The organism is Streptomyces sp. NPDC001732, assembly GCF_053596315.1.
This window is the reverse complement of the sequence record NZ_JBSFFY010000004.1, coordinates 17,741-36,444: the sequence shown is the minus strand read 5'-3', so window position 1 is coordinate 36,444 and position 18,704 is coordinate 17,741. Positions and strand designations below refer to the sequence as shown.

Genomic DNA, 18,704 nt, shown 5'->3' with positions numbered 1-18,704 from the left:
CTTGTTGCATCTCGGCACGGAGACCGACGCACGGACGACTGCGACGACCCCGGCCGCGACGGGTGCCCCGGCACCCGCGACCACGGAGGGCCACGGGGCCGAACCCTGCGACCTGGTGACCGTCCCGGCCCGCCAGGGACTGGAGGCCGTGGACATCCTGCGCCGGGACACCGAACAGGACATCGGCCCGGTCCTGCACGACGGCGCCTGCGACACCCTCGGCTTCCTCGTGCCCCCGGGCACCGCCGAGGCGTGGGACGTACCCGGCAGCGCCTGTACGCGCACCGCCGGCCGAGGGCTGCGCATCCCCGCCGAGCCGCCGATGACCGGGAGCGGCTGGCTGCTGCCGCCGGAGGACGACGCCCCGGTCACCGACCCCGCCGTGCTGCGCGCCGCCCTCGACCAGGCCGCCCGGCTCATCGAGGCAGCCGACAACTGCCGCTGACCGCACGAGAGGCTCCCGGGGTCCGCCCGCGCCCATAATGGCCCGGTGGGCGGGTTTCCCCGCCCTGGCCGGTCGCGTACCGGCCCGGAGCGAAGAGCAGTGGGCGGGCGCGAGCAGCAGTGGCACGTCGAGGAGCGTCGAGCGGGGGTGCGGGCGGTCGCGGGCGCCCGGACCGCAGGGCCGACGGCAGGGCCGAACGCGGTGCGGGGCGCGCCGGGCGCCGGGCGGAACCCCTCGCCGAACAGGTCGACGACGGCCTCGCCGAGCTGGTGCCCGACCGGGAACGCCCGCGCGCCTGGACGCTGACGCTGGACGGCGCGCCCCAGTCCCACGTGGACCTCGACGACCCCACGTACCTGTCCTTCGAGTACCAGCGCCGGATCGGGCACATCGCCGACCTCGTCGCCCCCGCCGGACAGCCGCTGCACGTGGTGCACCTGGGCGGCGGCGCCTTCACGCTGGCCCGCTACATCGCCGCGACCCGGCCCCGCTCCACCCAGCAGATCGTCGAGGTGGACGCCGCGCTCGTCGGCTTCGTCCGCCGCGAACTGCCGCTGGACCCGCAGGCCAGGATCAGGGTCCGGGCCACCGACGCCCGCGCCGGGCTCGGCAGGATCCAGGACGGCTGGGCGGACCTCGTCATCGCCGACGTCTTCAGCGGGGCCCGCACCCCCGCACACCTCACCAGCACCGAGTTCCTCGCCGAGGTCCGGCGGGTGCTGAAACCCGGCGGGAGCTACGTGGCCAATCTGGCGGACGGGCCGCCGCTGGCCCATCTGCGCGGCCAGATCGCCACCGCGGCCACCGTCTTCCCCGAACTGGCGCTCGCCGCCGACCCGACCGTGTGGCGCGGCCGGCGCTTCGGCAACGCGGTGCTGCTCGCCTCGGACCTGCCGCCGAAGGTCGCCGAACTGACCCGCCGGGTCGCGAGCGATCCGCACCCCGGCCGCGTCGAACACGGGCGGGCGCTCGCCGACTTCACCGGCGGCGCGGCTGCGGTGCACGACGCGACCGCGGCCCCGTCCCCGCCCCCGCCCCCGTCGGTCTTCCGGTGACCCGCGCCCGCAGGGCCCCGGCCCGCTGAAGCACCCTGCGGGCGGGGCCCCGGCCCGCCGAGGCACCCGGTGGGCGGGACCCGCCGCCACCGGATGGCGTACGGTGCCGCCCACGGCAAGTGTGCTCGTGGTCGAGGGCGACCAGTTCGTACGTTCCGCCCTCATCCGGCACCTGACCGAGGCCGCCCACACGGTACGGAGCGTGGGCACCGCACTCGAAGCCCTGCGCGAGGTCGCCCACTTCCGCTTCGACGTGGTCATCCTCGACCTCGGCCCGCCCGACCTCGACGGCGCCGAGGCGCTCAAGATGCTCCGGGGGATCACCGACGTGCCCGTGATCATCGCCACCGCGCGGGACGACGAGAGCGAGATCGTCCGGCTGCTCAACGACGGCGCGGACGACTACCTGACCAAGCCGTTCTCGGTGGAGCACCTGTCCGCGCGGACGGCCGCCGTGCTGCGCCGCCCGCCCGCCGCGTCGCGGAGTCCACCGGCGGCGACGTGCGGATCGGGCGCTCGGTGCTCGGCGGCACGGAGGTGAGCGTCCGGATCGGCCTCGACGGCCACCGGCGGGAACGCGACCGGCGCGGACACCGGGTGGGGCGGGAACGGCGCGGGGCGACGCGCAGGGACACGGCGCTCCGATTCCGGCGCGGCTTCCGGCACAGCTCCCGGCACGGGAAGGGCGCGGAGCTTTAACCGGTTCCGATTTCGGTACGGCTTCCGGTACGGGTTCCGGCTTCGGAGAAAGAACGCGGACGCGCCCCCGGTCGCCCCGGCCGCACAGCGCCCCGTTCACCTTCCGGCGGGCGACCGGGGACGAACCAGGGGCGAGGCCCTCCGTTCCCACCGACGGCCGGAAACACGGCCCGGTCCGGGCGGCTCGGCGCGGCCATGCCCGTACGCCCGCCGTTTGTCCCCGCCGTTACGCCGCTGACCTGCGGTCTCCCGTGACGTACCGAACGGAGGGCCGAACTCCGCCGCGTTTCCCGCGAGTTATGGCAAGACCTCGGCGGGACACGGTCCCGTGACTTGCGGGACACGCTCGGGCAACGGAAGCGTCTTCAACTCTTGACACCCGCCCCCTTCAGGCAGGAACCTTCCGGCAACGATGCATGGGAGCGCTCCCATATCAGGCGGGCCCGCCCGATCGGCGCTGCCCGTGCCCTTCCCCCTGAACCTCCGGCACCCGCGCCCCACCGGTACGTGTGCCACGCGGTCAGAACACCAGCCCCACCCCCGGAACGCCCCATCCCGGAACGCCCCGGAATGTCCCACCCCCGGAACAAGGAGCAGTGGAATGCGCATCACCCGCACCCTCGCAGGCCGGAGCCGCAGAACCGCGGTCCTGGCCGCCACGGGCCTGACGGTCTCGGCCCTGTTGCTGACCGGCTGCAGCGGAGACTCGGACGCGTCGGGCAGCACGGGCCCCGACGCGAACGGGAACGTCACGCTGACCATCGCCGACTTCGGGCAGTTCGGCTACAAGGAGGCCGGGCTCTTCGAGAAGTACCACGAGCTGCACCCGAACATCACGATCAAGGAGGACGTCACCGCCGACGAGAAGGTCTACTACCCCAAGCTGCTCCAGCAGCTGAACTCGGGCAGCGGCCTCTCCGACATCCAGGGCATCGAGGTGGGCCGGATCAAGGAGATCGTCGACACCAAGGCGGACGCCTTCGCCGACCTCGGCAAGGTGATCGACGTCGACGAGTGGGTGCCCTGGAAGGCGAAGCAGGCCACCACCGCCGACGGCGCGGTGATCGGCGCGGGCACCGACATCGGCCCTATGTCGCTCTGCTACAACACCGACCTGTTCGGGAAGGCCGGTCTGCCCACCGACCGCGAGGAGGTCGCGAAGCGGGTCGCGGGCGGCTGGGAGGACTACATCAAGCTCGGTGAGGAGTACCGGAAGAAGGCCCCGGCGGGCACGTACTTCATGGACTCCGCCAGCGCGATGTTCAACGCCGTCGTGAGCTCGAACTCCCAGCAGTACTACGACGGGAGCGGCAAGCCGATCTACAAGGAGAGCCCCAGCGTCCGGCAGGGCTGGAACCTGGCCGCCGAGGTCGCGGCCAAGAAGCTCTCCCAGGGCCTGGCCCAGTTCGACACCAACACCTGGGTTCCCGCGCTGCGCAAGGGCACCGTGGCCACCGTGGTCTGCCCCGCGTGGATGGCCGGTCAGATCTCGACCAACGCCGGTGAGGGCAACAAGGGCAAGTGGAACATCACCACCGCGCCCGGTGCGACCGCCGCCAACTGGGGCGGCTCCTTCCTCACCGTGCCCAAGTCGGGCAAGAACGTCGAGGAGGCCGGCAAGCTCGTGAAGTGGCTGACGGCACCCGAGCAGCAGGCCGCCGTGTTCAAGGCGATCGGTGTCTTCCCCTCCAACAGGGGCGCGTACGAACTGCCGGACGTGAAGAACGCGAAGCTCCCGTACTTCAACGACGCCCCGATCGGAAAGATCTACGCCGACGAGGCCGAGTCCATCCCCGAGGCGGTCCTCGGTCCGAAGGACGCCGTCATCAAGGACACCATCTCCACTCAGATCACCAACATGGAACAGCGGGGGACCAGCCCCGACAAGGCGTGGAAGGCCGCGACCGAGGCGATCGACAAGGCGATCGGCTGACCACCGCCGGTGCGGGCCCCGGCCCGGGAACCGCCCGCACCGGTACGTACGCCTCTCTCGCTCCCCGTACTCCCGCCTGTTCCTCTCGCCTCCGCCCGCACATCTCGCACTCCCCGCACGCTCTTCTCGCGCCGGTACGTACCCCAGGGAAGGACTCCCGCCCGTGGTCACCTCGACTCCCACCCGGGACGCATACGCCCCGCCGCCCGGCGGTTCCCCGCACGCGCCGGCCCGATCCCGCGGGCAGACCTGGCGAAGTCGGCTGTGGAGGTTCGACGACAAGGCGTCGCCGTACGCCTACATAGCCCCGTTCTTCCTCGTCTTCGGCGCCTTCGGGCTCTACCCGCTGCTCTACACCGGATGGATCGCCCTGCACCGGGTGGAGATGACCGGGATGGACCGGATGGAATGGGTGGGCTGGGAGAACTTCGACAAGATCCTGCACGACTCCGAGTTCTGGACGGCCGTCGGCAACACCTTCCTGATCGGGGTCATGTCGACCGTCCCGCAGCTGCTGGTCGCGCTCGGCCTGGCCCATCTGCTCAACTACCGCCTGCGGGCCAGCACTTTCTGGCGGACGGTCGTCCTCACCCCGTACGCCACCTCGGTGGCCTCCGCGGCCCTCGTCTTCGCCCTGGTCTTCCGGGCCGACGGCGGCCTGCTGAACTGGGTGCTGCACTTCGTCGGCCTCGGCGACACCAACTGGACCAACGGCTACTGGACGTCGAAGATCGCGATCTCCGTCATCGTGATCTGGCGCTGGACGGGCTACAACACTCTGATCTACCTGGCCGCGATGCAGGCCGTGCCGACCGATCTGTACGAGGCCGCGTCGCTGGACGGCGCCTCGCGCTGGCAGCAGTTCCGCAAGGTGACGATCCCCGCGCTGCGGCCGACGATCCTCTTCACGATCGTCATCTCGACCATCGGCTCCATGCAGTTGTTCGGCGAACCCCTGCTGCTGGAGGGCGGCACCCTCGGCGCGATCGGCGGGAACGAGCACCAGTACGAAACGCTCAGCGTCTACCTCTACAACTACGGCTGGAACCTGGGCCACCTCGGCCCGGCCGCCGCGGTGGCCTGGGCGATGCTCGCCCTGCTGCTGATCATCGCCGCGGTCAACCGGCTCATCGGCCGCTTCGTACGCACATCCGCGGTCTGACCGGGAGCGAATTCCATGACCACGACCAGCACCGTCAAGACCCCGGCCCGCGACGTCCCGCCCGCCCGTCGGAAGGACGCACGGCGCCCGAGCCGCTTCAGGCCCGGCGCGGGACAGCAGCTGAAGGGCGGCCCGTTCGCCTACCTCGCCCTGATCGTCGTCGGCATCGGCTCACTGCTGCCGCTCTACTGGACGCTGGTGGCCGCGTCCCACACCCAGGACGAAGTGCTCGCCACCACACCGCCGTTCCTGCCCGGCGGACGACTGACGCACAACCTCGAAGCGGCCTGGAACCAGGCACACCTCGGCAAGGCGATCCTCAACAGCGCCATCGTCGCCGGCTGCGTCACGGCGGCGACGCTCTTCTTCTGCACCCTGGCCGGCTACGCCTTCGCCAAGATGCGCTTCCGGGGCCGTGGTGCGCTGATGACCGGGGTCGTCGCCACGCTCACGATTCCGCCGCAGCTCAGCGTCGTCCCGCTGTTCATGATGATGTCCGACATCGGCTGGGGCGGAAAGCTGGAGTCGGTGATCTTCCCGACGCTGGTGAGCGCGTTCGGGGTGTTCTTCATGCGCCAGTACCTGAGCGAGGCGCTGCCCTACGAGCTCGTCGAGGCCGCCAAGATCGACGGCGCGAACAACTTCCGCATCGTGCGCAGCGTGGTCCTGCCGGTGGCCCGCCCGGCGATGACGGTGCTGGGGATGCTCACCTTCGTACAGACGTGGAACGACTTCTTCTGGCCCTACCTCGCCCTCAACCAGCAGAATCCCACGCTCCAGGTGGCCCTGGGCCAGCTGAGCGCCTCGTACACCCCCGATCAGAGCATCGTGATGGCCGGCGCGCTGATCAGCACCCTGCCGCTGCTCGTGGTGTTCGTGATCTTCGGCAAGCAGATCGTCGGGGGGATCATGTCCGGCGCGGTCAAGGGCTGACGCGACGTCAACAGTCTTTCTCGGGGCGTCCGTACGGCCTCTTCCTCGACGGAGGTGCCGTACGGCCGCCCGCGCCGACGGGGGTGTCGTACGGCCGCCCGCCCCGCTCCCTCGTCACTCCACCCCCTCTCCTCGCTCTTCTCGTCCCCTCCTCTCGTCCCCTCCTCCACTCTTGGGAGCGCTCCCGCATGACTGCTGTACGACCCGACACCGCCCCGAAGCAGGCGCCCGAGGCGGCGGGCTTCCCGACCGGCTTCGTCTGGGGGGCGGCCACCGCCGCCTACCAGGTCGAGGGCGCCGCGGCCGAGGACGGCCGCACCCCTTCCGTCTGGGACACCTTCAGCCGCACCCCGGGCAAGGTCCGCAACGGCGACACCGGAGACATCGCCGCCGACCACTACCACCGCTACCGCGACGACGTGGCGCTGATGAAGCGGCTCGGGCTGCGGGCCTACCGCTTCTCCGTCTCCTGGTCCCGGGTGCAGCCCACCGGCCGCGGCCCCGCCGTCGAACGCGGCCTGGACTTCTACCGCGGACTCGTCGACGAGCTCCTCGAAGCGGGAATCGAGCCCGTCGTCACCCTCTACCACTGGGACCTGCCGCAGGAACTGGAGGACGCGGGCGGCTGGCCCCAGCGGGTGACCGCCGAGCGCTTCGCCGACTACGCCGACCTCGTGGCCGGTGCCCTCGGCGACCGGGTCGGCACCTGGACCACCCTCAACGAGCCGTGGTGCTCGGCCTTCCTCGGCTACGGCTCCGGCGTGCACGCCCCCGGCCGCACCGACCCCGCCGACGCACTGCGCGCCGCCCACCACCTCAACCTCGCCCACGGCCGGGCGACCGAGGTCCTGCGCACCCGACTCCCCGCTGCCGCGCGGACCTCGGTCACCCTCAACCTCCACCAGGTCCGTCCGCTGACCGGCAGCGAGGCCGACGCGGACGCCGCCCGCCGCATCGACGCCGTGGGCAACCGGATCTTCACCGGTCCGATGCTGCGCGGCGAGTACCCGGCGGACCTGATCGCCGACACCTCGCACCTGGTGGACTGGTCGCAGCTGGTCCGGGAGGGCGACCCGGCCACGATCTCCGGCCCGATCGACCTCCTGGGCGTGAACTACTACACGCCGACGTTGGTCTCCACGCCCGGGAACGGCGTCGGCGACTCGCGCGACGACGGCCACGGCAACAGCGACCACTCCCCGTGGCCCGGCTCCGAGCACGTCGCCTTCCACCTCGCCGAGGGCCGCAAGCGCACCGCGATGAACTGGGCGATAGACCCCGACGGACTGTACGACCTGCTCATGGACGTCTCCCGCGACCACCCCGGCCTGCCGCTGATGGTCACCGAGAACGGCGCGGCCTTCGACGACTACGTCTCGCCCGAGGGCCGGGTGGCGGACCCCGAGCGGATCGACTACCTGCACGGCCACCTCGACGCGGTGCGGCGGGCCGTGGCCGACGGCGCGGACGTCCGGGGCTACTTCCTCTGGTCGCTGATGGACAACTTCGAGTGGGCGTACGGGTACTCCAAGCGCTTCGGCGCCGTCTACGTCGACTACGCCACCCAGCGCCGCATCCCCAAGGCGAGCGCCCTCTGGTACGCCGACGTCATCCGCCGCCACGCCCTGCCCCCGGCCCCCGGCCTCGACTGACCCCACAAGGCCGCAAGGCCGCGCGTGACCGTACCACCACAAGGCCGCCCGACCGCGTGACCGCACGGTCACGCGGCACGCCCGACCCCGCCCGATCCCGTCCGAGACCCGGCCGCCCGTGCCGGGTCTCCGTCGTCTCCGGCCCGGTCCGGGGCCCGGTGTCAGGACTTGGTTTGACCAATCCGGCTGTGAGAAATTGACCGCGAACGGGAGGCAGCCATGGCGGCAGCGCGAGTACGGAGCGGTGGGCGGCCCACGCTCGAAGAGGTCGCGGCGCGGGCGGGGGTGGGACGCGGCACGGCCTCGCGGGTCATCAACGGCTCGCCGAAGGTCAGCGCCCAGACCCGCGAGGCGGTCGAGGCGGCCGTCGCCGAACTGGGCTACGTGCCCAACCGGGCGGCCCGCGCCCTCGCCGGCAACCGCACGGACGCCGTCGCCCTGGTCGTGCCCGAGCCGGAGACCCGCTTCTTCGCCGAGCCGTACTTCTCCGACATCGTCCGCGGTGTCGGCGCGGCGCTCGCCGACACCGACATGCAACTGCTGCTCACCCTCGTAGGCAGCGACCGCGAGCGCCGCCGACTCGCCCAGTACCTGACCGCGCACCGCGTGGACGGCGTGCTGCTGGTCTCCGTGCACGCCGACGACCCGCTGCCGGAACTGCTGGAACAGCTCGGCATGCCGGCCGTGATGAGCGGCCGCAGGTCCGCCTCCGAACCGCTCGCCGCCGTCGACTCCGACAACTTCGGCGGCGCCCGCGCCGCGGTCGACCACCTCTTCTCCCGGGGCCGCCGCACCATCGCCACGATCACCGGGCGGCTGGACGTCTACGGCGCGCAGTGCCGCCTCGACGGCTACCGCGAGGCGATCTTTGAGGCCGGTCTCGAACCGGACGAGCAGCTGATCGCCCCCGCCGACTTCACCGAGGAGGGCGGCGCCCGCGCCATGCGCGAGCTGCTGGCCCGCCGCCCCGACATCGACGCGGTCTTCGCCGCCTCCGACGTCACCGCCGCGGGCGCCCGCCAGGTCCTGCGCGAGGCCGGCCGGCGCATCCCCGACGACGTGGCCCTCGTCGGCTTCGACGACTCGGCCGTGGCCCGCCACATGGACCCGCCCCTCACCAGCGTGCGCCAGCCCATCGAGGAGATGGGCCGCACGATGGCCCGCGTCCTGCTCCAGGAAATCGCCCGCGAGACCCAGGAACGCCCGCAGACCGTGCTCCCCACGGAACTGGTCGTCCGCGACTCCTCGTGACGGCCGCCAGAAAGGGTCGGGGTCGGCACACCGTCGCCCACGGGCCGACCCCGGCGCGGAGGAGCCGCCGCACCGGGCGGCTTCTCCACCCGTGATGCCCGTGATGCCCGTGATGCCCGTCACACGGCGCCGGGTGAAGGCGCCTCATCACTTCAGGAGATACGAGAAGGGCCCCGGTCATCGACCGGGGCCTTTCCCTTCAGGGTGAGTAACGGGACTCGAACCCGCGACATCCTGGACCACAACCAGGTGCTCTACCATCTGAGCTATACCCACCATGCCCGGTCTTTTTCTGACCGGCCGAGAAAAAGTGTACAGGGTCCGAGAGGGTGCTCGCGCCCCAGTTGTTCAGCCGCCGGTCCCAACCCCCGAAAGGGCTATGACCAGCGGCTTCACAAAGACCTACGGTGCGGGCGGTGCGACGCGGGCCGCGATGGCCTTGGCGCGCTCCGAGTCCGGGCCGGGCTGCGGCACGAAGACCGCCTCGCGGTAGTAACGCAGCTCCGTGATGGAGTCACGGATGTCCGCGAGCGCCCGGTGGTTGCCGTTCTTGGCCGGGCTGTTGAAGTACGCCCTCGGGTACCAGCGGCGCGCCAGCTCCTTGATGGAGGAGACGTCGACGATCCGGTAGTGGAGGTAGCTCTCCAGGGCCGACATGTCCCGCGCCAGGAAACCGCGGTCGGTGGAGACCGAGTTTCCGCAGAGCGGGGCCTTGCCGGGTTCCTTCACGTGCTCGCGGACGTAGTTCAGCACCTGGGCCTCGGCGTCGGCCAGGGTGGTGCCACCGGCCAGCTCGTCGAGGAGGCCCGAGGCGGTGTGCATCTGCCGCACCACCTCGGGCATGGTCTCCAGGGCCGCGTCCGGCGGGCGGATCACGATGTCCACCCCTTCGCCGAGCACGTTCAGCTCCGAGTCGGTGACCAGCGCGGCCACCTCGATGAGTGCGTCTTCCGTCAGCGAGAGCCCGGTCATCTCGCAGTCGATCCACACCATGCGATCGTTCATGGCTCCACCCTACGGGGCACTCCGTTGCCCCGGCAGGGTCGGGCGTCCGGCCGCGTACGCGTCGAGGCCCGGTTTCCCGTGCTCCGGCTGCCCCCCGCCCGCCGCCGGCACGACGGAGGAGTGGGGGCCCGGCGGGACGACCGGAGCCGTGGCGCGCCGGACCGTCGAGCCGCTCTGCGCGGGCACGATCGGTTCGGACGCCGCGGTGACGGGTTCCGCGCCCCCGCCCTGCGGACGACGGGCCCGGTAGGCGGCCCGGTACGCGGCGGGGGAGGAGCCCAGCTGACGCCGGAAGTGTCCGCGCAGCGCGACCGGCGAGCGGAAGCCGCAGCGGCCCGCCACCTCGTCGACCGAGTACTCGGACGTCTCCAGCAGCCGCTGCGCCTGCAGCACCCGCTGGGTGATGAGCCACTGGAGCGGTGCGCTGCCGGTGAGCGAACGGAACCTGCGGTCGAAGGTCCGCCTGCTCATGTAGGCGCGCGCGGCCAGCGTCTCCACGTCGAACTGCTCGTGGAGGTGCTCCAGTGCCCAGGCCACGACCTCGGCGAGCGGGTCGGAGCCGATTTCTTCAGGTAAAGACCTGTCGAGGTAGCGCTCCTGACCGCCACTGCGCCGCGGCGGCACGACGAGCCGGCGGGCCAGTGCCCCGGCGGCCTCCGTGCCGTGGTCCGTGCGGACTATGTGCAGGCAGAGGTCGATCCCGGCCGCCGTGCCGGCGGAGGTGAGCACGTCGCCGTCGTCGACGAAGAGCTCACGCGGATCGACGTGGACCGACGGGTAGCGCTTGGCCAGCGTCGGTGCGTACATCCAGTGCGTGGTCGCCGGGCGGCCGTCCAGCAGGCCGGCGGCGGCGAGCACGAACGCGCCGGTGCACAGGCCCACGATGCGGGCGCCCTCCTCGTGGGCGCGGCGCAGCGCCTCCAGCGCCTCGGCGGGCGGCGGCGAGGTGATCGAACGCCAGGCGGGCACCACGACGGTGCCGGCCCTGCTGATCGCCTCCAGCCCGTAGGGTGCGGTGAGTTCGAGTCCCCCGGTGGTCCGCAGCGGTCCCTCTTCCCCGCCGCAGACGAGGAGTCGGTAGCGCGGAACACCCGCGTCCTGGCGGTCGATTCCGAACACGGAGAGCGGGATGGAACTCTCGAAGATGGGGCCGCCGCTGAACAGCAGCACGGCGACGACTTCTCGTCGTCGACGGCCACTGAGCTTCCGTACAGCCTCCGTTGCGGCGGCGGAGTCCTGGCTCATGACGCTAAGCCCCCCTCGGTGTTCGCGTCTTCCTGGTCCTTACGGGCCTGTCGCTCCTGCACTTTTCCCCTCGGTCCTGCACGAGTCCCCAGTCTTCGGTACCCAAGATCGAATCTACTGCGTCCCGTGGCGCCGTCGTGACAAGTTCACCAACCGGCGTTATGTCGACAAGGCAACTTGGCGGGAAGCATTCGATCACGAAGCGTTTCATTCGTCGGCCGCACAGGGAAGTGCGCCTCGCGTTCATGGCCCGTCCCCGTTGGGTGGAAGCGTACCGCGCGGTCTCTTCCTGCCTGGTGACAAGGGGGTTGATCGGCCAATTCGACAAGGAATCGGGGCGGGTGTGAAGTTGGCTGAAAATAGACGGTTGTGCATACGTGATTCAGTCATTGGACCGGCGCACAACCCGAGTGAGCAGGCGCTTCTTTGCGCCCCCTCGGCAGGCCGGACGACCGATCGTACGGAACGGCGCGACGGCGGTCGGGTGCGAGCGGTTCCCGTCCGGCGGGCCGACGTCGCTTCCCGGTCGGGTGCCCCGTCGCGGACGGGGCGGAAGGGGGCGGGGCGGGCGGTGGGGCCCGGGAGAACATACATTCGGCCGTCGGTGGCCGACGTCGGTCCGGGCATCCCGCCCGGCGTCCGGCCGGGGCGCGGAGGCCCCGGGTTGTCACGAAGGGGGTGACGGATACGGTCCCGTCCGGTCACCGAGGGAAGCCGTCCGGGCCCCTCGTCGTCGGTGTACGGCACAACCGGCATTGCCATACGGGGCCGCCTCGGGCATGCTCCGTGGAACGTCGCGCGCGCTTTGCGCGGGTCTGGGCAGTGGAGGAGTGGAGCCGTACCCTTGGGGGTAAGGGGTTGGGAAGATGATTCCCGGACACCGCAACACCGCCCGCTGACGCACCTTCCCCAAGTCGCTCTCCTCACGAGGACTCTCTTCGCCGAGACACCGATGGCCGGTCACGAAATCCCCGAACCCGCCGACCGCAAGCAGGTAGCCGACCCCATGTCGGACCCGCAGACGGTCGAAGAACCACGTCATTCCTGCGATCCCGCGTTCCGTCACGGGGTCGTGGTCGGCTTCGACGGCTCCACCTCCAGCGAGCGCGCCCTCGCGTATGCCATCGGGATGGCCAGGAGATCGGGCTCCGGCCTGATCATCGTCCACGTCGCCAACCGGCTGCCGACCACGGTCTGGGCGGGCTGCGAACCGCCCGTCTTCGTGGACGTGCCGGACCACCGCACCGAGGTGCTCGGCCTGGAGCTGGCCTGCGCGGACTACCTCTCCGAGGTGCCCTGGGTGCTCGTCGAGCGGGGCGGCGACATCTGCCACGAACTGGAGGAGGTCGGCCAGGAGTACTCGGCCGACGCCATCGTCGTCGGCTCCACGCACGGCGTCGTCGGCCGCATCTTCGGCTCGGTCGCCGGCCGCCTCGCCCGCCGCGCACAGCGCCCGGTCGTGGTCATTCCCTGAGCGTCACGCCGCCCGGCCGTGATCGTCCTCCGCGCCACCGGTGCCTCCTGCCCCTCCTGTGGACTGTGGACCGGTGGGCCGCGCCCTGCATCGACATGGCGTCAAATCGTCTGCACAAACCGACAGTTCGCCGGTGTACGGGGGCGGATCGTGCCCTCGCGGAGGGCGGGCGAGGGGCGCCGGGGCGCGGGGGCGACGCATGCGCAGGGCGTCCGCCGGGGGCGGCGACGCCGGTACGGGTGGTTCCGACCCCGCTGCCTTCGGCCATCTCCCCCGCGGATCACCGGCCGGAGAGACACCCTCCCTCCGGCCGATGAGGCGACACGTCCCGCTGCCTACTCGACGGTGACGGACTTCGCCAGGTTGCGCGGCTTGTCGATGTCCCGGCCCATGGCCAGCGCCGTGTGGTACGCGAAGAGCTGGAGCGGGATGCCCATCAGGATCGGGTCCAGCTCGTTCTCGTTCTTCGGCACGACGATGGTGTGGTCGGCCTTCTCCTGCATCTGGTGGGCCACGGCGAGGATGCGGCCGCTGCGGGCCTTGATCTCCTCCATCGCGGCGCGGTTCTTCTCCAGCAGGTCGTCGTCCGGCACGATCGCGACCGTCGGCATCGCGGGCTCGATCAGCGCCAGCGGCCCGTGCTTCAGCTCGGACGCCGGGTACGCCTCGGCGTGGATGTACGAGACCTCCTTGAGCTTCAGCGAGGCCTCGCGGGCGACGGGGTAGCCGCGCACCCGGCCGATGAACATCATCGACTTGGCGTCCGCGTACTCGGCCGCCAGCCTCTTGATCTCGTCCTCGTTCGCGAGGATCTCGCTGATCTGGGCGGGGAGCTTGCGCAGCCCCTCGATGATCCGCTTGCCGTCGGCGACCGACAGGTCCCGGATCCGGCCCAGGTGCAGGGCGAGCAGCGCGAACGCGACGACCGTGTTGGTGAAGCACTTGGTGGAGACGACGCAGACCTCGGGGCCGGCGTGGACGTACGTACCGCCGTCCGCCTCCCGGGCGATCGCCGAACCCACGACGTTGACGACGCCGAGCACCCGGGCGCCCTTGCGCTTGAGCTCCTGGACGGCGGCCAGCACGTCGTACGTCTCACCGGACTGGGAGACCGCGACGTACAGCGTGTCCGGGTCGACGACCGGGTTGCGGTAGCGGAACTCGGAGGCGGGCTCGGCGTCCGCGGGGATGCGGGCCAGCTCCTCGATCAGCTGCGCGCCGATCTGGCCCGCGTGGTACGAGGTGCCGCAGCCCAGGATCTTGATCCGGCGGACCCCGCGCGCCTCGCGGGCGTCCAGGTTGAGGCCGCCCAGGTGCACGGTGGCGAAACGGTCGTCGATCCGGCCGCGCAGCACCCGGTCGACGGCGTCGGCCTGCTCGGAGATCTCCTTGTGCATGTACGTGTCGTGGCCGCCCATGTCGTACGACTCGGCCTCCCACTCCACGGTGGTCGGCGTGGCCGTCGTGGACGAGCCCTCCGTGGTGTACGTACGGAAGTCGTCGGCCTTGAGGGTGGCCATCTCGCCGTCGTCCAGGGTGACGACCTGGCGGGTGTGGGCGACCAGCGCGGCGACGTCCGAGGCGACGAACATCTCCTTCTCGCCGATGCCGAGGACGACCGGGGAACCGTTGCGGGCGACCACGATGCGGTCGTTGAAGTCGGCGTGCATGACGGCGATGCCGTACGTGCCCTCGACCGAGCGCAGCGCCTCGCGGACCTTCTCCTCCAGGGTGTCCGCCTGGGCGCGGGCGATCAGGTGGACCAGCACCTCGGTGTCGGTCTCGGAGAGGAAGACGACACCGTCGGCGACGAGCTTCGCACGGAGCTCGGAGGCGTTGTCGATGATGCCGTTGTGGACGACGGCGACCTTGTTTTCGGCGTCCAGGTGCGGGTGCGCGTTCTCGTCGCTCGGGGCGCCGTGGGTGGCCCAACGGGTGTGGGCGATACCGGTGGTGCCGGTGAAGCGCTTGGGAACGCGGGCCTCCAGTTCGCGGACCCGGCCCTTCGCCTTGACCATCTTCAGGGCGGCGGGCTTCCCGGCCGACGCCTTGCCGGTGATGACGATGCCCGCGGAGTCGTAACCCCGGTATTCCAGCCGCTGCAGCCCTTCCAGCAACAGCGGAGCCACGTCACGCTTCCCGATGTATCCGACGATTCCGCACATGGATTCTCTGCCCCTCCATCGATGTACCTGTGGTGCTCGCCGCCCGGTCGGGTCGGCTCGTCCGTGCGGCCGTGGACGGTCCGGTCGTGGACCGTCCGGCCGCGGGTCCTTCAGCCGTAGACGATGCGGCGCAGCTGGCGGAGCGAGAGCTCCGGAGGCGCCACCGCGCGGTGCGGCAGCTCGGCCGCGATCCGCTCGAAGATCTCCGCGTTGACCAGGCCGCCGGACTGCAGTTCGCGGTGGCGGCGGCGGACGAAGTCGTCGGTCGTCTCGTCGAAGTACGCCAGCACGTCGAGGATCACCCGGGCGGCTTCACCGCGCTGGAGCGCGGTGCTGCGGACCAGGTGGTCAATGAGGTCGTCATGCGACGGGCGGCGTTCGAGCACTCGTTGATATTGCGGTGGATGGGGCACTTCCGCAACAATTCTGCCCGATATCGGGCAGGGATGGATGTGATTGTGCTCTCGGTGCCCTACAGGCGCTTGAGCACGGCCTGCTTGGCGGCGGTGAACTCGTCGTCGGTGAGCACCCCGGACCGGTGCAGTTCGCCGAGCTCGCGCAGTCGGCGCAGCAGCGTGTCGTGATCGTCGCCGGAGGGTGCGGGCGGTGCGGAGGGGGCGAGTGGTGCGGACGCGGCCGGGGCAGGGGCCCCGATCTCCGCGGGCGCGGCGCCTTCGGGGGCGACGCCCGCTCCCGCCGCCCTCCCCGTCGCGCCGGGCAGCCGGACCAGGACCGCCGCCGCGACCAGGGCCGCCGTGTACTCCTTCTTGGACAGCCCCCACAGGTCCAGCGCATACGGGTCGTGCTCGGCCGCCGGGAACGGTGCCGAGCCCCCGCCCCGTACGAAGCGCAGATACCCGTTCTCCAGGCCGATGGAGGGCACCCAGCGCACGTCGGTCACCTCCGACACCGGGAACGCGACCGGGCCGCCCGAGAGCTTGGCGCTGCCGGCCTTCCAGTTCCAGGTGAGGCGGATCGTCTCCCCGTCGAACGAGGCCGTGCCGTCCCCGCCGCCACCGGCGACCGGCACCGGGGGCCCCGGCAGCAGGAAGCCGTCCACCGCGCCGGTGGGCACCTGCTCGACCAGCAGGGCGTTGCGCACCTCGTCGACGAAGTACTCCGCCACCCCGTTCCGGTCCTTCTCCACGGCGAGCTGATAGGGGTCCGCGGCGTCCTTGAGCCGGCCGTCGGCCGCGCGCAGGACCGGGCACGCGCCGTCGCGCAGCCGCAGTCGCAGCCGGCCGCCCCTGCGGTCCGGCTCGAAGGAGATGCCCGCCAGCGCCCGCAGCGGTACGGCGCATTCCCCCAGCTCCTGCCGGAGCGGATGGACGCCCTTGCCCCGGCCCGGCACGATCCGCACCGTCTCGCCGTCGAAGGTCCAGGTCCCGTCGCGCTGGATTATTTCCGCCATGCGGCAGATTCTGCCAGCCGTCCCACGGGGGAGTGGTCTACACCTTGACCATCCGTGAGGCGCGCGATACGCATGGTGATGGTTCGGCTGTTCAGGAGATCCACAGGTGTGAACCCGTCGAAAGGGACCCGGCTTGTGAGACTGCACAGGACACGACGCGTCGCCCTTCCCCGCCTTCTCGGCTCGTTGCTGCTCGTCACCGCGGCCGGGATCTCCGGCATCGGCGCGACTCCGGGAGGACCGGCCCCGAAGGGACCGGCGGCGGACAACGGCCCGGCCGCCGCCCAGCCCCGCCCGCTCGGGCAGATCGTGCCCGCACCCGCGAAGGCGGAGCCCGGCGGTTCCCCGTACACCATCACCCCGGCCACCAGGATCCGCGTCGACGGCGACTCCGGCGAGGCCCGGCGGATCGGCGACTACCTGGCGGGCGTGCTGCGCCCGTCCACCGGGTACGCGCTGCCGGTCACGGGCGGCGGCGAGGACGGCATCCGGCTCCGTCTGGACGCGGGAAACCCCGAACTGGGCGCCGAGGGCTACCGCCTGAAGTCCACCGGCGGCTCCGTCACCATCACCGCGCACGGCCCCGCTGGACTCTTCCACGGCGTCCAGACGCTCCGTCAGCTGCTCCCGGCCGACGTGGAGAGGAAGAGCCCGCGGAAGGGGCCGTGGAAGGTCGCGGGCGGCACGGTCACGGACACGCCGCGCTACGCGTACCGGAGCGCGATGCTCGACGTGTCCCGGCACTTTTTCTCCGTCGCCGAGGTCAAGCGCTACATCGACCAGCTCGCCCTCTACAAGATGAACAAGCTCCATCTGCACCTCTCCGACGACCAGGGCTGGCGGATCGCCATCGACTCCTGGCCGCGGCTCGCCACGTACGGTGGGCAGACGGAGGTCGGCGGCGGCCCCGGCGGCCACTACACGAAGAGCGACTACCGGGAGATCGTCCGGTACGCGGCCTCCCGCTACCTGGAGGTCGTGCCGGAGATCGACCTGCCCGGCCACACCAACGCGGCGCTCGCCTCGTACGCGGAGCTGAACTGCGACGGCGTCGCGCCGCCGCTGTACACCGGCACCAAGGTCGGTTTCAGCTCGCTCTGCGTCCCGAAGGCCGTCACGTACGAATTCGTGGACGACGTGATCCGCGAACTGGCCGCGCTGACCCCCGGCAAGTACGTCCACATCGGCGGGGACGAGGCGCACTCCACCAGCCACGAGGACTACGTGGCCTTCATGGACAAGGCGCAGGCCGTCGTCGGCAAGTACGGCAAGACCGTGATCGGCTGGCACCAACTCACCGGCGCCGTACCGGTGAAGTGCGCGATCGCCCAGTACTGGGGCTACGACCGGACGGGCGCGGCCGAACGCGAACAGGTGGCCCGCGCCGCCGCGAACGGCACGAAGCTGGTGCTGTCCCCGGCGGACCGCAGCTACCTCGACATGAAGTACGACAAGGACACCGAGCTGGGCCTGGCCTGGGCGGGCTATGTCTCCGTCCGGCGCTCGTACGACTGGAACCCGGCGGCCTACCTGGACGGTGTCCCGCAGGACTCGATCCTCGGCGTCGAGGCGCCGCTCTGGTCGGAGACCCTGACCGACAGCGACGAGATCGAGCAGCTGGCGTTCCCCCGGCTGCCCGGAGTCGCGGAACTCGGCTGGTCGCCCGCGGCCACGCACGACTGGGACGCGTACAAGGTGCGCCTGGGTGCGCAGGGCCCGAGGCTCTCGGCACTCGGCGTCAACTACTACCGCGCGCCGGAGGTCCCCTGGGCGACGGAGTGAGGTGAGAGCGGGGCGGCCCGGTCCAGGCCGGGGCCGCCCTCGCCCCTACACCCCACTCACCTGCACGTTCACCAGACCAGGACCCCGCCGCCCACCGCCCGCGCCCGCAGGGCGGCACGATTGATGTTGCCGAGCCGTGCGACCACGTAGTCCTCCCCGTACCCGCTGTGCGCGCCCAGGACCGCCGTGTTCCCGTGCAACAGCTCGCACTCGGCCAGGAAGTCCTCGACCTCCCCCGGCTCCACGAACATGTTCTCGTCGGCCAGCCGGGGCAGGAACCGGGCCCCGAGCGCACGGGCGCACTCCGACCCCCAGAGCTTGGTCCGGCTGCTCTCGAAGCCGGCCATGTCGCCTCCGTCGTCGGGGTCGTCGAGCAGCCGCCAGTCCCCCTTCTCGTCGTACACGAAGGTGTGCACCAGCAGTGTCATGTCCCGAACTCCCCTCGATGCTCGTCGAGTTGCTCCCGGCCGGTGGCTCGGTTCGCTGCGTCGA

Annotated in this window: 15 protein-coding genes, 1 tRNA gene and 2 pseudogenes; 11 read left to right on the top strand and 7 right to left on the bottom strand. The window is 71.3% G+C overall.

Translation table 11 applies throughout. The annotated features are described in order from the left end of the window. Window position 1: 1 nt before the first annotated feature. The 9 genes and pseudogenes from ACWCXX_RS06630 to ACWCXX_RS06590 all read left to right on the top strand — a co-directional run bounded on the left by ACWCXX_RS06630 (window position 2) and on the right by ACWCXX_RS06590 (window position 9,130). Complete coding sequence (locus tag ACWCXX_RS06630) at window positions 2-445, top strand: hypothetical protein (RefSeq protein WP_451124995.1); 444 nt, start codon at window positions 2-4, stop codon at window positions 443-445. 119 nt (window positions 446-564) lie between these two features. Continuing rightward, window positions 565-1,500, top strand: coding sequence for a spermidine synthase (locus ACWCXX_RS06625; protein WP_451124993.1), 936 nt, complete (start codon window positions 565-567; stop codon window positions 1,498-1,500). A 103-nt stretch (window positions 1,501-1,603) separates the two neighbouring features. After that, a pseudogene (locus tag ACWCXX_RS06620) lies at window positions 1,604-1,993 on the top strand (response regulator); the annotation flags it as partial. Continuing rightward, window positions 1,972-2,199 (top strand): annotated as a pseudogene (locus tag ACWCXX_RS06615) (hypothetical protein); the annotation flags it as partial. The pseudogenes ACWCXX_RS06620 and ACWCXX_RS06615, both read left to right, overlap by 22 nt. A 601-nt stretch (window positions 2,200-2,800) precedes the next feature. Beyond that, window positions 2,801-4,132 (top strand): ABC transporter substrate-binding protein, encoded by a 1,332-nt coding sequence (locus ACWCXX_RS06610; protein WP_451124991.1) that lies wholly within the window; start codon window positions 2,801-2,803, stop codon window positions 4,130-4,132. A gap of 163 nt (window positions 4,133-4,295) precedes the next feature. Then, window positions 4,296-5,294, top strand: coding sequence for a carbohydrate ABC transporter permease (locus tag ACWCXX_RS06605; protein WP_451124989.1), 999 nt, complete (start codon window positions 4,296-4,298; stop codon window positions 5,292-5,294). Between the two features lie 15 nt (window positions 5,295-5,309). Continuing rightward, complete coding sequence (locus ACWCXX_RS06600) at window positions 5,310-6,227, top strand: carbohydrate ABC transporter permease (RefSeq protein WP_451124987.1); 918 nt, start codon at window positions 5,310-5,312, stop codon at window positions 6,225-6,227. A gap of 188 nt (window positions 6,228-6,415) precedes the next feature. Beyond that, complete coding sequence (locus ACWCXX_RS06595) at window positions 6,416-7,879, top strand: GH1 family beta-glucosidase (RefSeq protein WP_451124985.1); 1,464 nt, start codon at window positions 6,416-6,418, stop codon at window positions 7,877-7,879. Window positions 7,880-8,098: 219 nt separating this feature from the next. Then, a complete protein-coding gene (locus ACWCXX_RS06590) occupies window positions 8,099-9,130 on the top strand; it encodes a LacI family DNA-binding transcriptional regulator (RefSeq protein ID WP_451124983.1) in 1,032 nt (343 codons plus the stop codon). 203 nt (window positions 9,131-9,333) lie between these two features. On the opposite strand, the gene ACWCXX_RS06585 is transcribed toward ACWCXX_RS06590, so the two are convergent. From ACWCXX_RS06585 to ACWCXX_RS06575, 3 genes are all read right to left on the bottom strand, one after another. After that, window positions 9,334-9,406 (bottom strand) — tRNA-His (locus tag ACWCXX_RS06585). Between the two features lie 126 nt (window positions 9,407-9,532). Continuing rightward, window positions 9,533-10,135, bottom strand: coding sequence for an oligoribonuclease (gene orn / locus ACWCXX_RS06580; protein ID WP_451124981.1), 603 nt, complete (start codon window positions 10,133-10,135; stop codon window positions 9,533-9,535). 9 nt (window positions 10,136-10,144) lie between these two features. Beyond that, window positions 10,145-11,380, bottom strand: coding sequence for a helix-turn-helix domain-containing protein (locus ACWCXX_RS06575; protein ID WP_451124979.1), 1,236 nt, complete (start codon window positions 11,378-11,380; stop codon window positions 10,145-10,147). A 952-nt stretch (window positions 11,381-12,332) separates the two neighbouring features. Between ACWCXX_RS06575 and ACWCXX_RS06570 the strand changes: the two genes are divergently transcribed. After that, window positions 12,333-12,854, top strand: a complete 522-nt coding sequence (locus tag ACWCXX_RS06570; RefSeq protein WP_451124977.1) for a universal stress protein — start codon at window positions 12,333-12,335, stop codon at window positions 12,852-12,854. A 335-nt stretch (window positions 12,855-13,189) separates the two neighbouring features. Here the strand turns inward: ACWCXX_RS06570 and glmS are convergent, their stop codons facing one another. The 3 genes from glmS to ACWCXX_RS06555 form a co-directional block, all read right to left on the bottom strand. Next, a complete protein-coding gene (gene glmS / locus ACWCXX_RS06565) occupies window positions 13,190-15,019 on the bottom strand; it encodes a glutamine--fructose-6-phosphate transaminase (isomerizing) (protein ID WP_451124975.1) in 1,830 nt (609 codons plus the stop codon). Between the two features lie 110 nt (window positions 15,020-15,129). Further along, a complete protein-coding gene (locus tag ACWCXX_RS06560) occupies window positions 15,130-15,405 on the bottom strand; it encodes a hypothetical protein (protein ID WP_072489218.1) in 276 nt (91 codons plus the stop codon). Window positions 15,406-15,491: 86 nt separating this feature from the next. Further along, window positions 15,492-16,430 (bottom strand): DUF4429 domain-containing protein, encoded by a 939-nt coding sequence (locus ACWCXX_RS06555; RefSeq protein ID WP_451124973.1) that lies wholly within the window; start codon window positions 16,428-16,430, stop codon window positions 15,492-15,494. A 135-nt stretch (window positions 16,431-16,565) separates the two neighbouring features. On the opposite strand from ACWCXX_RS06555, the gene ACWCXX_RS06550 reads away from it, so the two are divergent. Beyond that, entirely contained in the window at window positions 16,566-18,212 is a 1,647-nt protein-coding gene (locus ACWCXX_RS06550) for a beta-N-acetylhexosaminidase (protein WP_451124971.1), read from the top strand. 68 nt (window positions 18,213-18,280) lie between these two features. On the opposite strand, the gene ACWCXX_RS06545 is transcribed toward ACWCXX_RS06550, so the two are convergent. Beyond that, window positions 18,281-18,640 (bottom strand): hypothetical protein, encoded by a 360-nt coding sequence (locus ACWCXX_RS06545; protein ID WP_451124969.1) that lies wholly within the window; start codon window positions 18,638-18,640, stop codon window positions 18,281-18,283. Between the last annotated feature and the right edge of the window lie 64 nt (window positions 18,641-18,704).